This is a genomic window from Paraburkholderia sp. RL17-383-BIF-A, assembly GCF_046028015.1.
GTDB lineage: Bacteria > Pseudomonadota > Gammaproteobacteria > Burkholderiales > Burkholderiaceae > Paraburkholderia.
In genome coordinates, this window is the sequence record NZ_JARESR010000009.1 from 204,850 (window position 1) to 219,402 (window position 14,553).

Below are 14,553 nucleotides of genomic sequence, written 5' to 3' on the forward strand. Positions count from 1 at the left end.
CGGGATTCTTCGTCGGTCGGGAGACGGGAATGTCACGTGATATTCGCCGAGTGACGCATGCGTTCACGGGCGGCGAGGTCCCTCTACATCGCCTTTTTTTCGTTCTCGTCAGTCGCGATTTCGTTGCGGCTGGCGTGCAGCCGTGTGCATCTGATCAATTTTCCTAAATCACCCACTCACCAACACCTAGGGAAGGTCTGCACATCGCGTTTTCAGAGCGCCGATCTCTTGCCACTTGGACCGAGTCAGAGATGAGAATCTACCGACAGGTTGGTCGTCTGGCTTTTGAACCGCGACGCCCCTTGTTTGCTGAGACTTGTGGCCTCAATCTCCGAGCATTTCACGCTTTCCGCAAAGCCTTACGTGCCATCCACAGGTTGCCCAGCGCAAATAGTGTCGTGGTCTGGGCGGTGTTTTTCATCAACGCCCGGTACCGGGTCTTCGTGTAGCCAAACTGCTGTTTGAGGACTCGGAACGGATGCTCGACCTTGGCGCGGATGCCGGCCTTCAGACGTTCAATCTGATCGTATATCGCGTACAGACGATCGTTCAGGTCCAGTTCTCTACGCCTGCCTGGCCGCATCGCGACATGCCAGCGAACCGCGTTTGCCTTGCAGCGCTTTTCGATACCCTGATATCCGGCGTCAGCGTACACATCCGTTTCCTCGCCGTGCAACAACGCTTCGGCCGCGTTGATGTCGTGAACGTTGGCCGCAGTACCGATGACGGTGCGCGCCAGCCCCGACTCTGCGTCCACGCCGACATGCGTTTTCATCCCGAAGTACCACTGATTTCCCTTCTTCGTCTGGTGCATTTCCGGGTCTCGTGTACCAGAGCCGTTCTTCGTCGAGCTGGGTGCAGAGATCAAGGTAGCGTCGACCGCCGACCCTGTTTTAAGCATCAAGCCTTTCTCGCTCAGGATCTCATTGACCAGCGTGAGCATCTGCGCAGCCAGGCCGTGCGTTTCGAGCAGGTGGCGGAACCGGAGAATCGTGCTCTCGTCCGGCAAACGCGTCATCCCCTCGTCTAGCCCCGCAAACTCACGATACACTGGTACGTCATAACGCGCCTCTTCCATCGCCGGGTCTGACAGACCAAACCACCGCTGCATGAAGTGGATCTGCAGCATCGTCGCAATCGGGAACGGCGGCCGTCCAGTCTTACCCTTCGGATAGTGCGGTTCGATCAACGCAATCAACCTCGACCATGGCACAACGCGCCTCATCTCGTCGAGAAATTCCCGTTTGCGTGTACGTTTCGTTGACAGATCCAGACCAAGACCAAGCTGCGTCATCGAAGAACCTCTTAGACTTTCCTATCTACCAGGATAGTCTACCCGTACGTCGGCGCCAGGACTTTTGCAGACCTTCCCTTGCCTTTTCTCATTTCCACTGCGGAGAAAACGGCCCTACGACAGGGAAATGCGTACAGGATTATCGTGAGCGCCGATCACGCAGGATGCCGGTGTATGTCGGACCATGCGCATACAAGCCGTCGACTTTACCTGAGTCGCGCCGTCCGGGAGGGCGACTCACCAAAGCGCTCCTTATAGCTCTGCGCGAAGCGTCCAAAGTGGGTGAAGCCGCAATCGAGTGCGATGCCCGCGATGCGTACGTCCGCAGACGTCGCAAGAATGAGTTCACGCGCGCGATCCAGTCGAATCTGCCGCAGATAGTGCATCGGGCTGGTCTGACGGAAGCGCATGAAGCCGTCGCATAACGTGCGTACCGGCACACCCACCGCGTCGGCGAGTTCGGCAAGCTGCAAAGGCGAGCCAAGGCGGGCGATCATCACGTCCTCGGCCCGGCGAACGAACCCCGGCGTGATGCCCGGGCGCAGCACGGAGGTGGCCGGAGCGTCGCGCTCGGCGGACCCCGCCGCGAGCAGATTGACCAGCAGCGACTCGACGTGCTCGCCCACGCGAGCATTGCCGCACGCGCTCGCGAGCAGATCCGGTGAACTGGCGATCAGCTTCAACTGGTCTTGCCATGCGCGCATCGCGCCGCTCGCGAAGCGCACGAGTGCGCCGCCCGGTTCCGCGCCGAGCGTCGCGTCGTGCGGCAAAGCGGCGGGATCGATACGTAATACGAGCTGCTCGCACTGTGGCGAGAGCTTCGCACTGAAAGACTCACCGGGTGCGCGAACCACGCCTTGCCGGTCGTTGACTTCGATGGTACGGCCCGCCGCTTTCACCTCCGCGCTGCCGGACACGCAAAACATCAGCAGGTAATAGCCGTCCACCGCTTCGACGTCGACATGCATGCCGCTGCCGAAGCCGATCGTGCCGATTCCGAGCCGGCCGATCTTCACGAAATCCATATGCGAGCGCCCGCTGCCGTCGCCGAATGGCGCCAGCGAATGGGGCTGCATCACGCGCGAAATGAGTTCGCGCGTCTCGTCCAGGTCCTTCGACTCGAACAGACGATGATCGCGCAGCGCATGAGGACGGAAATCGGAGCGGGTCATGACGACGAAGGATAAGGTGCCCAGTTCCGGCCGCAACGGGTTTCGTTCAGAAAACTGCCTGAATCGGACAGGCGGCGCGAGTACTGCCAGAAGCGGATAGCACCACTATTTTGGATCTCCAAAAATAAGTCCGCAGCCGTCAAAAAAGCTGTTTGCAAGCGACGGTCCCTCATACAGGCAGTACCCAGCAATCTAGCGGAGTCATCAGCATGGAAATGGCCGAAACGCCCGTGCGCATTATCAGCAACAGGGATACGGATCACGTCGTGTTCCCGCACGACGACGGGTCGCGTGTACCGTACAAGGTATTCAGTTCGCAAGCAGTGTACGAGCGTGAGCAGGAGCGCATATACCGCGGCCCAACCTGGAATTTCGTTGCACTGGAAGCGGAAATTCCGCAAGCCGGCGACTATAAAAGCACTTTCGTCGGCGACACGCCGGTGGTCGTCACACGTCTGGAGGACGGTGCGCTTTCGGCGTGGGTGAACCGCTGCGCGCACCGTGGCGCTTCCGTGTGCCGCAAGGCGCGCGGCAACGCCACGTCGCATACCTGTGTGTATCACCAGTGGAGCTTCGACAATAGCGGCAACCTGCTCGGCGTGCCGTTCCGTCGTGGCCAGAAGGGCATGACGGGCATGCCCACTGACTTCGATCCGAAGAATCATGGCCTGCGCAAGCTGCGCGTGGACAGCTATCGTGGCCTCGTATTCGCGACTTTCAGCGACGAGGTCGTGCCGTTGCCCGAGTATCTGGGTTCGGAAATGCGCCCGTGGATCGATCGCATCTTCCACAAGCCGATCGAATATCTCGGCTGCACGAGGCAGTATTCGAAGTCGAACTGGAAGTTGTACTTCGAGAATGTGAAGGATCCGTATCACGCGAGCATGCTGCATCTGTTCCATACCACCTTCAACATTTTCCGCGTCGGCATGAAGGCGCGCTCGATCCCGGACGCAACGCACGGTCTGCATAGCATCATCACGGTGACGAAAACAGGCGAAGACACCTCGGCGGCGTACAAGCAGCAGAACATCCGCTCGATGGACGAGGGCTTCTCGCTCGAAGACGATACCGTGCTCGGCCACATCTCCGAGTACGAGGAAGACACGACGAACCATATTCAACCCATCTTCCCGCAGCTCGTGATCCAGCAGATCCACAACACATTGGTTGCGCGCCAGTTGTTACCGAAGGGTCCGAATAATTTCGAACTGATTTTCCATTTTTTCGGCTACACGGACGACACGCCGGAACTGCGGGCTCTGCGCGTCAAGCAGGCGAATCTCGTGGGGCCTGCCGGCTATATCTCGATGGAAGACACCGAGGCCACCGAACTCGTGCAACGCGGCACGATTCGCGACGGCGACGCGACGTCGGTGATAGAGATGTCACGCGGCAATCCCGAACAGCAGGACACGGTGATTACGGAAAGCCTGATTCGCCGCTTCTGGGTCGGGTATCAGCAATTGATGGGCTATTAAACAGGCATGCACATGGAAGCGATGAAATTGTGGTTCGAATTGCACATGCTGCAGAACCAGTACATCAGCAATCTCGACAACGACCGGCTCGAAGCATGGCCGACGCTATTCACCGAGGACTGCACGTACGAGATCGTGCCGAAGGAAAACGCCGACATGGGGTTGCCGATCGGCATCATTCACTGCACGAACCAGCGCATGCTGCGCGATCGCGTGGTGTCGCTGCGTAACGCGAACATCTATGAAGACCACACGTACCGGCATATGACGTCGGGCCTCGTCGTCACGGGAGAGAAAGACGGCGTGATCGAAACCGAGAGCAGCTACGTGGTGGTGCAGACGCGTTCGAATGGCGAGTCCGACGTGTATCAGGCGGGCAAGTATTACGACTGCGTGGTGCGTACGCCCGAGGGGCTGCGCTATCGCAGCAAGCGCGTGGTGTACGACACGTCGCGCGTGCAGACGCTGCTCGCCACCCCGATCTGACGGAGCCCCTATGGAACAGACACTCGAAAACTGGCAAACCATCGGGACACTCGACGATTTTGTCGAAGGAGAACCGGCCGCCATCATTGCAGGCGAGCGGCAAGTCGCGGTTTTCCGGCTCGGCGACGAAGTTTTCGCGCTGAACGATCTATGTTCGCATGGCCACGCGCGTCTGTCGGACGGCTATGTGGAAGACGGCTGTGTCGAATGTCCGCTGCATCAAGGGCTGATCGATATTCGCACTGGCGCGCCGCGTTGCGCACCTATCACCGAGCCGGTGCGTGCGTTCCCGATTCGTGTCGTCGATTCGCGGGTCGAGATTCATGTCGACTGATCGCCATGTGATCGTGGGCGCGGGCCATGCCGCGCGGCGCGCGGCGGAAACGTTGCGCGAACGTGATCCGAACGCGCGGATCGTCATGCTCGGCGAGGAGCCGCATGCGCCATACGACCGCCCGGTGCTCTCGAAAGACGCCTTGCTCGTGGAGGGTGGCGAACAGAGGGCGTTCATTCGCCGGCCAGACTGGTACGCCGCACATGATATCGAATTGCGACTGGCGACCACGGTCGAGTCGATCGACCGTGCGCGCAGCGAGGTGAGGTTGCACGGTGGCAGTCCGATCGGATACGACAGGCTGCTGCTTGCAACCGGGTCGCGCGTGCGCAGATTTGCCGGACCCGTGGACCACCGTGTGCCGCTTCACTACGTGCGCACGCTGGCCGACTCGCTGGCGCTGCGAAGCGCGCTCGGGTCGGGCAGGAAGGTCGCGATTCTGGGCGGGGGTTTCATCGGGCTGGAAGTTGCGGCTTCAACGACCCGGGCGGGTTGCGAGGCGACGGTGATCGAGCCGGCGGCGGCACTGCTGCAGCGATCGCTGCCGCCAGCGGCGGCGCATTTCGTCGCAGCACTTCACGCGCGGCATGGCGTGACGCTCAGGCTCGACGAAACGCCGTTGAGCATCGGCTACGAGAATGGCCGCGCACTGATTGAAACAGATCGTGGGACGCTCGAGGCAGATATCGTCGTGGTAGGGATCGGCGTGTTGCCCAACGTCGAACTGGCGCGCGAGGCGGGGTTGCAGGTGGACAACGGCATTGTGGTGGATGCCCGGTGCCGCACGGCCGACCCACGTATTTTCGCGGCGGGTGAAGTGACCATGCATTTCAATCCGCTGCTGGGTCGTCACGTTCGGATCGAGTCGTGGCAAGTGGCGGAAAATCAGCCCGCCATTGCAGCGGCGAACATGCTTGGCGTTGCGCAGGAATACGTCGAGTGGCCGTGGCTTTGGTCCGATCAGTTCGACTGCAATATCCAGACGCTTGGCACCATCGATGCGTCGCACACGCTGATCGCGCGCGGCGACACGCATAACGGCCCGTTTAGTCTGCTCGCGCTCGACGCGGACAGGCGTTTGCGCGCGGTGGTCGCGATCAACTCGGGTCGGGATATGGGCGCCTGCAAGCGGCTCGTTGCGTCCGGCAAGGTGCTCGATCCCGCACTGCTTGCCGACCCTGCAGTGGGTCTGCGATCGTTGCTGTGACGTGAGGAAGGTGTGGCGATGTCAGGCGCGATGCTGCATTCGCTCACGACGGCGCCGGTTTTCCGAATGCGCCCGGAAAAGACGCTCGGCCATTCGATCAGGTCTTCGGCCTGCTCGTCGAAATCGTCCCCCGACACATTCTCGAGATTGTTGCGAAAGAAGCGGCTGTCCTCGCGGAGGCTGGCCCCCGATCTCCAGCTATTTGCCGTTGCTGTCATAACCGGATTTTCGGGTTGGCAGGCCATTCCAAACTACGATTGCCTCAAGTCGTGAACGATCCAATCGAGACATGACTGTGCAAGCTCGTCGAGACTCCGTCCGGCAAGCGTCAGCACCTGAAGACGGCGCTGCGTCAGAAGCGGATTGTCGAATGGAATGGCCTTCATTCGATCCACGGCAAGTCGCTTCGCGACGGAAACGTAACCTGACGGCATGATCGCCTCCGGCACCGCCAACTCGAAGCGGTACAGCGCGGCGACATACCGGCTCGTCATCAGCGGCGTGATCTCGACATTCTCGACGTTGCAGGCGATGTCGAAGAGCTGTCGATTCGTCGTGCCCTTATCCTGAAGCAATACCGGGTACGAACTGAGATCCTTGAGCGCGATCTTCGTCTTGCCCGCAAGCGGATGCGTCTCGTGCATCAACGCCATGACCGGCGCGCGCTGCGTGAACTGCACAACGACACCCGGTTCGGGTTTGAAGCTGAATGCGAGCGCGATCGACGCCTCTCCCGACAGAATCATCTGGCTGGCGCGCTCCGACGGCACGACTTCAAGCTGAATCGCGACATCGGGATGGTCCTGGCAAAAGGCACCCAGTGATACCGGCAGAAAGTCGAATGCAAAACCTTCCGTGCAGGCAATCGTGAGCGTGCGCGCTCGCCGCCTCTCCTCGCCCTGAATTTCGTCGAATACGGCCTGCGCATCGGAAACGGTACGTTGCGCGTGACGCAACAGCAGGCGTCCCGCATGCGAGAGCACCATGCCGCGCGCATGACGCTCGAACAGAGGCACGCCGATATCGCCCTCCAGCTTGGCGATATGGCGGCTCAGCGCCGACACGGTCAGGCCGAGCTTCTCGGTAGCGGACGTGAGCGAGCCCGCCTGGGCCACGACCGAAAAGTAGTAAAGCGATGGCTCCATCAACTTGCGCATGGCGATGCTCGGAACGCGGGGAACCGATGAGGTTTGACGTACTCGCAAATGTACCTTGTTTGATTGCGAATACAAAAACACTTCGACGCGGCTAATCTGCATGCAGCCGATCAAAAAACACGCAACCGATATGTCCCGACAAAGCGCCATCACCCAAGCCCACTCGCACTTCGACAGCGGTGCCTTCCTCGACACCCTTAGCCGCCGCGTCGCGCTCGCAACGGAAAGCCAGCGTGCCGACGCCGCACCGCTCCTGCGCCGCTACCTTTCCGAAGAGATCGGAAGCCAACTGGGCTCACTCGCCTTCACCTACGAAATAGTGGAAAACCCGGTGTCCGGCATGCCGCCATTTCTCGTCGGAGAACGCATCGAATCGCCGGAATTGCCGACCGTGCTCCTGTACGGGCACGGCGACGTCGTCGGCGGAGACGCGGCCAACTGGAGCCATGGCCGCTCGCCCTGGCAAGTAAAGATCGAGGGCGACCGGTGGTACGGACGCGGCATCGCCGACAACAAGGCGCAGCATTCGATCAACCTCGCCGCCCTTGCGGCTGTCTTCGCGGAACGCGGCGAACTGGGCTTCAACGCGAAGATCATCTTTGAGATGGGCGAGGAAGTGGGCTCGCCGGGACTCGACGCCGTTTGCGCGACATTGCGCCAGCGACTGAGCGCCGATGTGTTGATCGCCTCCGACGGCCCGCGCCAGCGAGCCGCTTCGCCGACCGTGTTCCTTGGCTCGCGTGGGGCGCTGCATTTCCGGCTGGCGCTGACCAATGCGTTCGGCGCGCGCCACTCCGGCAACTGGGGCGGCGTGCTCGCCAATCCGGCGACCGTGCTCGCGAATGCGCTCGCGAGTCTCGTCGATGGTCGCGGCCGTATCCGCATCAACGGCCTGTTGCCGCCCGCCATTGCGCCGCAGATACGCGCGCGCGTCGCGCATCTGGAAATCGGCAACGACGAGGGCGATCCGCCTCTGTCGCCGAATTGGGGCGAACCCGGTTTGACTCCCGCGGAGCGCGTCTTCGCGTGGAACACGCTCGAAGTGCTTGCGATGCAATCAGGCAACGTCGCCAACCCTGTCAGCGCGATTCCGCAGTCGGCTGAAGCGGTGTGTCAATTGCGCTTCGTCGTGGGCACGGACTGGAAACGCGCCAGGGAACTGATCGAAGCGCATCTCGCGCGGGAAGGCTTCGATGGCGTCGAAGTCACCATCGAGGCATCGGGCGCGGCAACGCGCCTCGATCCAGATAACCCTTGGGTGGCGTTCACCGAACGGTCCATAGAAACCTCGACCGGCAAACCGGTCACCCTGCTGCCGAACCTCGGCGGCACGATCCCGAATGAATCGTTCGCCGACACGCTCGGACTGCCGACCATCTGGATTCCTCATTCGTATCCCGGCTGCCGTCAACACGCGCCCGACGAGCACGTGCTCGCGCCCGTCATGCGCGAAGCGCTGGAACTGATGACCGGCGTCTTCTGGGATCTCGGCGAGCCCGGCGTGCCCCTCAACCGCTGACCGCTTTCCTCATCCCGACCTTTACCCCTCACCCGGAACACACACCATGGATTCGACTGTCATTGACGATGACGTGCGCCACCCGGACCCGAAACCCATGCGGCGCCTGATCGTCGCGACGAGCATCGGCAACGCGCTCGAATGGTTCGATTTCGCCGCGTACGGATTCTTCGCCGTCACCTTATCGAAACTGTTCTTTCCCGCGCACGACGAAACCGTCTCCCTGCTCATGACGTTCGGCACCTTCGGCCTGTCGTATGTGTTCCGGCCGCTCGGCGCCCTTCTGCTCGGACGCTATGCGGACCGGCGCGGACGCAAGGCCGCGCTCCTCGCCGCGCTCGCGCTGACGACCGTTGGCACGTTCATTTGCGCCGTCATTCCGACTTATGCGCAGATAGGGCTCGCCGCGCCGATCGGCTTGATGGCCGCGCGCATTCTCATCTCCTTCTCGACTGGCGGCGAGTTCGGCAGCGGTACCGCGCTGATGATCGAGCAGAAGAGCAAGCGCAAGGCGTATCTCGCGAGCTGGCAATTCTCGAGTCAGGGCATGAGCACGGTGCTCGCATCGTGCGCGGGTCTCGCCCTCAGCACGCAATTGTCGCCGGCGCAGATCGAGTCCTGGGGATGGCGCACGCCGTTTCTCTTCGGGCTGCTGGTCGCGCCGGTAGGCCTGTACATCCGCAAGCATATCGACGATACGCTGCCTGGCGCGGCACACGGCTCGGCTCATGCCACGGCACGCAATCAACCCGTGCGCGAGCTGCTCGCGCATTGCAAGGGCCGCATTCTACTGGCCGCGGGCATCATGGCCGTGTCGACGGCCGCGAGTTATCTCATGATCCTTTACATGCCGACGTACGCGGTCAAGCAACTGCATCTGCCGGCATCAACAGGCTTCGCCGCGACCGTCGTCACCGGCGCCATCCTGATGCTGTTCACGCCGATCATGGGCCATCTTGCCGATCGCTACGGGCGCAGCCGCATGATGCTGCTCTCTGCCGTCGCCACGCTCCTCACGATCTATCCATGCTTCGCCTGGCTGTTGTCGAGCCCGTCGTTCTCCGTGCTGATGACGATCATGGTCCTTGCGGGCGTGTTGAAGGCGATCTACTTCGGCCCGCTCGCGGCGGTGTTGTCCTCGCTCTTTCCGACCCACATGCGAAGTACAGGCCTTGGATTCAGCTACAACATCGGCGTGATGGTGTTCGGCGGATTCACACCGTGGCTCGTCACCGCGATGATCGGCGCGACGCACAACCCGCTGTCGCCGGCGTTCTACCTGATGGCGTGCGCGGTTTTGAGCCTCGCCTGCATCGCGATTTATCACTACAAGCTCACCAAGCACATCTGAAACATGAACGACCCTCTGAATGACCTCACATCCGATTTCAGCGGCTGGCTGATGTATCACTCGGTTGGCGTCTATCCGGGCCACCGCGAAGCGATGAAGCAGGCGCTCGCGGACTTCGCCACGACATGGTGCGCACCCGACGACACACGCTGGGACGCCGCCCTCGCGGCACGCGCAAAACTGTTGTCGGACTGGGCGGCGCTGATCGCCGCGCCGGACGCGAACGTATTCGGCGCACAGAACGTGACCGATGCCTTCGCACGTTATCTCGACGGCCTCGCGAACGACGTTCTGCGCAACCGCACCGTGCTGGTCGCGGCGGACTGCTTCCCGAGCCTGCATTTCCTGCTCTCGGGCCTGGCAGAGCGGCGCGGCTTCACGCTTCGCACCGTGCCGGTACGCGAAGGCGAAGATTACGTGCGCGACGAAGACTTCATCGAAGCCTGGAGCGGCGATGTCGCGCTCGCTCTGGTCACATGGGTGTCCTCGCTGACCTCGAAGCGCGTGAACCTTGCCGCGATGTGCGAGCAGGCACGCCGTCGCGGCAGCTTCGTGGCGCTCGACGTGACGCAGGGCATCGGCATTCTGCCATTCGATCTGAAAGAGACGCCTTTCGACTTCGTGTGCGGGTCAACGCTGAAGTGGCTGTGCGGCGCACCCGGGACCGGCTTGGGCTATATCGCGCCGGACACGCTGCAAAGAGCCGCCAAACCAGCGGTGCGTGGATGGTTCAGCCAGGAAGATCCGTTCAACTGGAACATCGACGCCTTCACGTATGCCTCGGATGCGCGCCGCTTCGATACCGGCACGCCCTCAGTGCTGCCGTTCGTCGCATCGCAGCCGGGCATGACGTGGATGCGCGCCCAGCCCAAGGGCAGCGTGCGTGCGCACAACCTTGAACTGTGTCATGCGCTGATCGCGCTCGCCCACGAAAAGGGTTATCGCCTGCTTTCCCCACGCACCGACGACGAACGCGGCGCGAGCATCATGGTCGAGCCGCCCGCGCATCTCGATGCGGCGAACATTGTCATTCAACTGAAGAGCGCGGGCCTGTTCGTCGATTCGCGCGGCCGCACGCTGCGTTTTTCTCCGGGCGTTTGCTCGACGCAAGCGGGCCTCGCGAGACTGGCGCAATGTCTGCCACGCTGATCACAGCGCGCACCTTCTCGCGGGCGCCGCGGCGCATGGGTATTGCCTGCGTGCTGACAGGGCCGCCGGGCTGCGCGAACCGCTAGCCACCCGCCCTTTCATCACTGAGACGAATTTCCATGAGCTCATCCTCTATCAATCGCGCTTCCACCGACGCCATCATCGAAGGCGTGCGCGGCATCGTCATGCCGATGCATTGCACCGATTTGCCCACCACGATGCAGTTCTTCATCGCTTGTCTGGGCTTCAGGCTCGACGCGATCTTTCCGGCCGACGCCCCTCGCACCGCCATGCTCTCGCGCGACGGCTTCACGTTGCGACTCGGACTCGACGTGGTCAATGGCAACACGCTCCAGGTGCTCTGCGACGATCCCGCGCAAATTCCTGGCGAAACGCGCGAAATCATCGCCCCGAATGGCGTAACGGTGCGTCTCGTGAATGCCAGCCCGCCGATGGTGCTGCCGCCCACGCGTCAACAGTTGGTGTTGTCGCGTATGGACGGCGACGCGCACTGGAGTGTCGGCCGTGCGGGCATGCGCTACCGCGATCTGCTCCCCGAGCGGCATGGCGGCGCGTTCATCGCATCGCACATCCGCATTCTCCAGGGCGGCCCGGTGCCCGATTACGTGCATTTCCACAAGATCCGCTTCCAGACCATTTTCTGCCGCAAGGGCTGGGTGCGCCTCGTCTACGAAGGACAAGGCGAGCCTTTCCTGCTCGAAGCGGGCGACTGCGTGCTGCAGCCGCCGGAGATCCGTCATCGCGTGCTGGAAAGTTCGGCGGGCGCGGAAGTCATCGAGCTCGGCAGTCCCGCCGAGCACATCACGATGGCCGATCATGCGATGACGTTGCCCTCGACTGTCTACGACCCCGAGCACGATTTCAACGGTCAACGCTTCGTGCGTCATGTCGCGAAGCAGGCGACGTGGACGCCGTGGAAATCCCCCGGATTCGTGGTGACAGACACGGGAATCGGCGCTGCGACACAGGGCCTCGCCGGCGTGCGCGTGGTTCGTCCGCAAGGCGAAGGACAGGAGGCATCGCGCATGCACGACACCGAGTTCTGCTTTTTCTTCGTGCTAGCAGGCAGTCTCGAAGTCGTTCAGGGCAACCAGACCTGGCATCTGCGCGCCGATGACAGCATCGCGATTCCGGGCATGTCGACTTATGCATTCCGCCGGTGCAGCGCGGATCTCGAACTGCTTGAAGTCACGCTGCCGGCCGATTTCTCACTCGTTTAAAGGTCTGGAGAAGCTTCCCATGATCGATCGCCATACTATCGCCTTCGTCTCAGGCGCGAACCGCGGCCTTGGGGCGCAGTTCGTCGCGCGGCTGCTTGCGCGTGGCGCCGGCAAGGTCTACGCCGCATCGCGCGGGGGTCTTGTCGAACACGATGATGCGCGTGTGATTCCAGTCACGCTCGATATCACCGATGAAACGAGCGTGGCGAATGCCGCACGTCTTGCCGGTGACACCACGCTGCTCATCAACAATGCAGGCGTGAACCACCAGTCCGCATTTTTGTCGCCGTTCGCAGTCGAGCATGCCCGCACCGAGATCGACGTCAATTTCCTGGGCACGTTGCGCATGGCACGCGCGTTCGCACCGGTTCTGATCGGCCGGCGCGGCGCGATGATCAACGTGTTGTCGATACTTGCGCGCGTCAGTCTGCCGGCAATGGGCTCACTGTGCGCATCGAAAGCGGCTGCGCTACGCCTTACCGAATCGATGCGCGCGGAACTCGCACCGCATGGCGTGAGCGTGCTCGCCGCGTTGCCCGGCGCCATCGACACCGACATGAGCCGCGACTTCGACGGCCCGAAGCTCGATCCCGCCTTTACCGCCGATTCGGTGCTCGACGCCTTGACGGGCGAAACGGGCGAGGTCTATATCGGCGCGATGGCGCAAGGCCTCGCGCAAGATCTGGCGCTCGACCGTGCCGCGACGCAGGCGCGAATTCTTTCCTTACCTTAAGGCGGACGGCAACATGGGTTCCTATATTGACATCGACAGTCACGACGGCCGGCGCTTTCGTGCTTATCACGCGACGCCGGCCCAAGGGTCCGCACCGGGCATCGTGCTGTTACAGGAAATTTTCGGCATCAACGGCTATATGCGGGAGATGGCGGATCGCTTCGCGGAAGAAGGCTATGTGGTGCTAGTGCCGGATCTGTTCTGGCGTATGAAGCCGGATGTCGAACTGGGCTACGGCGAAGCCGACTTCCGTGAAGCGCTCGGCTACAACGAAAGACTCGATGTCGATCTCGCGATAAGCGATATCGGCTCGACACTGAAGGCCTTGCGCGCACTGCCGATGCTGGCTGGCAGAGTTGGCGCGATCGGCTACTGTCTCGGCGGCAAACTCGCGATGCTTGCCGCCGCACGACTCGATCTGGATTGCGCCGTGAGCTACTACGGTGTCGGACTCGATGCCTACGTCGACGAAGTTCCGTCGATTCGCTGCCCGATGCTGTTCCACTTCGCCGGCGAGGATGCCCACTGCTCACCGGATGCGCGCGAAACGATGCTTGCAGCGTTCGCCGACCGTCCGCAACTGGATGCCCATGTATATCCGGGCTGCGAGCATGCCTTCGCGACACCGGGGCGCCCACACTTCGACAAGCCCGCAGCAACGATGGCTTACTCGCGCACGGTCGCGCTATTGCGCAGCACGCTGGGGCCGATTCACGACCTGAACATGCTTTGGGAGCGTCACTGCTACTATGAATTCGCGACCCGTGACGTCGATGCCATTATGCCGACGATGGTCGCGCAACCTTATGTCAACCATGTACCGACCATGACCGGCGGTGTCGGTCATGACGAACTGAAGCGCTTCTATCGCTATCACTTCGTGAATTCCAATCCGGAGGACACGCGGCTCATACCCATTTCGCGCACGATCGGCGCGGACCGCATCGTCGACGAATTCGTGTTCTGTGCGACGCACGATCGCGAGATCGACTGGCTGCTGCCGGGCCTTGCGCCGACGGGAAAATACTTTGAGGTGCCGATGCTCGCGGTCGTCTGCTTTCGCGGCGACAAGCTCTATAACGAGCATATCTATTGGGATCAGGCTTGCGTGCTCGTGCAAATCGGTGTGCTCGATCCCACCGGATTGCCGGTTAGCGGAATCCAGACCGCGAAGAAGTTAATCGACGAAACCCTGCCGACGAATACGCTCATGTCCAACTGGCCATCGAGCGAAAACAAGCCGATCTGATCTGTCACTGCCCCCGAAAGGCGCGTTGTCCGCATGCGGCAACGCGCCTTTCGTCATTTGCGCCGCAGTATGAAGCGTTGCGATTCCCGCAAATGCAGCTTGATAAATTTCGAATACCAGAATGTTTTGACGCAAGTAATGTTGCATGAGCGGTCAGTGCTGCTTGAACCCCATCCTCAA

Annotated in this window: 13 protein-coding genes; 10 read left to right on the forward strand and 3 right to left on the reverse strand. The window is 61.6% G+C overall.

Going from position 1 to position 14,553, the window contains the following annotated elements; all coding sequences use genetic code 11:
• Window positions 1–340: 340 nt before the first annotated feature.
• Window positions 341–1,294, reverse strand: coding sequence for an IS5 family transposase (locus tag P0D71_RS13665; protein WP_408480450.1), 954 nt, complete (start codon window positions 1,292–1,294; stop codon window positions 341–343).
• 206 nt (window positions 1,295–1,500) lie between these two features.
• A complete protein-coding gene (gene andR / locus P0D71_RS13670) occupies window positions 1,501–2,466 on the reverse strand; it encodes an anthranilate 1,2-dioxygenase regulatory protein AndR (RefSeq protein WP_408480452.1) in 966 nt (321 codons plus the stop codon).
• 209 nt (window positions 2,467–2,675) lie between these two features.
• Between andR and andAc the strand changes: the two genes are divergently transcribed.
• From andAc to andAa, 4 genes are read left to right on the forward strand one after another with little or no spacing between them, the layout of a single operon-like run.
• Window positions 2,676–3,947 (forward strand): anthranilate 1,2-dioxygenase large subunit AndAc, encoded by a 1,272-nt coding sequence (gene andAc, locus P0D71_RS13675; protein ID WP_408302899.1) that lies wholly within the window; start codon window positions 2,676–2,678, stop codon window positions 3,945–3,947.
• 12 nt (window positions 3,948–3,959) lie between these two features.
• Window positions 3,960–4,433 carry an anthranilate 1,2-dioxygenase small subunit AndAd gene (gene andAd, locus P0D71_RS13680; protein ID WP_408302897.1) on the forward strand — a complete coding sequence of 158 codons (474 nt, stop codon included), beginning with the start codon at window positions 3,960–3,962 and terminating at the stop codon, window positions 4,431–4,433.
• A gap of 10 nt (window positions 4,434–4,443) precedes the next feature.
• Entirely contained in the window at window positions 4,444–4,767 is a 324-nt protein-coding gene (gene andAb / locus P0D71_RS13685) for an anthranilate 1,2-dioxygenase ferredoxin subunit AndAb (protein WP_408184766.1), read from the forward strand.
• Window positions 4,757–5,974, forward strand: a complete 1,218-nt coding sequence (gene andAa, locus P0D71_RS13690) for an anthranilate 1,2-dioxygenase system ferredoxin--NAD(+) reductase (protein WP_408480454.1) — start codon at window positions 4,757–4,759, stop codon at window positions 5,972–5,974. Before andAb ends, andAa begins: the two co-directional genes overlap by 11 nt.
• Before the next feature lie 251 nt (window positions 5,975–6,225).
• Here the strand turns inward: andAa and P0D71_RS13695 are convergent, their stop codons facing one another.
• On the reverse strand, window positions 6,226–7,131 hold the full coding sequence (locus P0D71_RS13695; RefSeq protein WP_408184768.1) for a LysR family transcriptional regulator: 906 nt from the start codon (window positions 7,129–7,131) through the stop codon (window positions 6,226–6,228).
• A gap of 130 nt (window positions 7,132–7,261) precedes the next feature.
• Here P0D71_RS13695 and P0D71_RS13700 point away from each other — a divergent pair, with 130 nt between their 5' ends.
• From P0D71_RS13700 to P0D71_RS13725, 6 genes are all read left to right on the forward strand, one after another.
• Window positions 7,262–8,650 (forward strand): M20 family metallopeptidase, encoded by a 1,389-nt coding sequence (locus P0D71_RS13700; protein WP_408480456.1) that lies wholly within the window; start codon window positions 7,262–7,264, stop codon window positions 8,648–8,650.
• Window positions 8,651–8,696: 46 nt separating this feature from the next.
• Window positions 8,697–10,001 carry an MFS transporter gene (locus P0D71_RS13705; protein WP_408184770.1) on the forward strand — a complete coding sequence of 435 codons (1,305 nt, stop codon included), beginning with the start codon at window positions 8,697–8,699 and terminating at the stop codon, window positions 9,999–10,001.
• Window positions 10,002–10,004: 3 nt separating this feature from the next.
• The gene (locus P0D71_RS13710) at window positions 10,005–11,150 is read left to right on the forward strand and encodes an aminotransferase class V-fold PLP-dependent enzyme (RefSeq protein ID WP_408480458.1); all 1,146 of its coding nucleotides are present in this window, start codon (window positions 10,005–10,007) and stop codon (window positions 11,148–11,150) included.
• A gap of 119 nt (window positions 11,151–11,269) precedes the next feature.
• Window positions 11,270–12,391 carry a cupin domain-containing protein gene (locus P0D71_RS13715; RefSeq protein ID WP_408480460.1) on the forward strand — a complete coding sequence of 374 codons (1,122 nt, stop codon included), beginning with the start codon at window positions 11,270–11,272 and terminating at the stop codon, window positions 12,389–12,391.
• 19 nt (window positions 12,392–12,410) lie between these two features.
• On the forward strand, window positions 12,411–13,124 hold the full coding sequence (locus tag P0D71_RS13720) for an SDR family NAD(P)-dependent oxidoreductase (protein ID WP_408302886.1): 714 nt from the start codon (window positions 12,411–12,413) through the stop codon (window positions 13,122–13,124).
• A 13-nt stretch (window positions 13,125–13,137) separates the two neighbouring features.
• The gene (locus P0D71_RS13725; protein ID WP_408480463.1) at window positions 13,138–14,373 is read left to right on the forward strand and encodes a dienelactone hydrolase family protein; all 1,236 of its coding nucleotides are present in this window, start codon (window positions 13,138–13,140) and stop codon (window positions 14,371–14,373) included.
• Window positions 14,374–14,553: the final 180 nt, after the last annotated feature.

Excerpts from the sequence above, each read along its gene's own strand:
- P0D71_RS13715 (WP_408480460.1), top strand. The coding sequence starts at position 11,270 with ATGAGCTCATCCTCTATCAATCGCGCTTCCACCGACGCCATCATCGAA.
- P0D71_RS13720 (WP_408302886.1), top strand. The coding sequence starts at position 12,411 with ATGATCGATCGCCATACTATCGCCTTCGTCTCAGGCGCGAACCGCGGC.
- andAa (WP_408480454.1), top strand. The coding sequence starts at position 4,757 with ATGTCGACTGATCGCCATGTGATCGTGGGCGCGGGCCATGCCGCGCGG.
- P0D71_RS13725 (WP_408480463.1), top strand. The coding sequence starts at position 13,138 with ATGGGTTCCTATATTGACATCGACAGTCACGACGGCCGGCGCTTTCGT.
- P0D71_RS13710 (WP_408480458.1), top strand. The coding sequence starts at position 10,005 with ATGAACGACCCTCTGAATGACCTCACATCCGATTTCAGCGGCTGGCTG.
- andAd (WP_408302897.1), top strand. The coding sequence starts at position 3,960 with ATGGAAGCGATGAAATTGTGGTTCGAATTGCACATGCTGCAGAACCAG.
- andR (WP_408480452.1), bottom strand. The coding sequence starts at position 2,466 with ATGACCCGCTCCGATTTCCGTCCTCATGCGCTGCGCGATCATCGTCTG.
- andAb (WP_408184766.1), top strand. The coding sequence starts at position 4,444 with ATGGAACAGACACTCGAAAACTGGCAAACCATCGGGACACTCGACGAT.
- P0D71_RS13695 (WP_408184768.1), bottom strand. The coding sequence starts at position 7,131 with ATGCGCAAGTTGATGGAGCCATCGCTTTACTACTTTTCGGTCGTGGCC.
- P0D71_RS13700 (WP_408480456.1), top strand. The coding sequence starts at position 7,262 with ATGTCCCGACAAAGCGCCATCACCCAAGCCCACTCGCACTTCGACAGC.
- P0D71_RS13665 (WP_408480450.1), bottom strand. The coding sequence starts at position 1,294 with ATGACGCAGCTTGGTCTTGGTCTGGATCTGTCAACGAAACGTACACGC.
- P0D71_RS13705 (WP_408184770.1), top strand. The coding sequence starts at position 8,697 with ATGGATTCGACTGTCATTGACGATGACGTGCGCCACCCGGACCCGAAA.
- andAc (WP_408302899.1), top strand. The coding sequence starts at position 2,676 with ATGGAAATGGCCGAAACGCCCGTGCGCATTATCAGCAACAGGGATACG.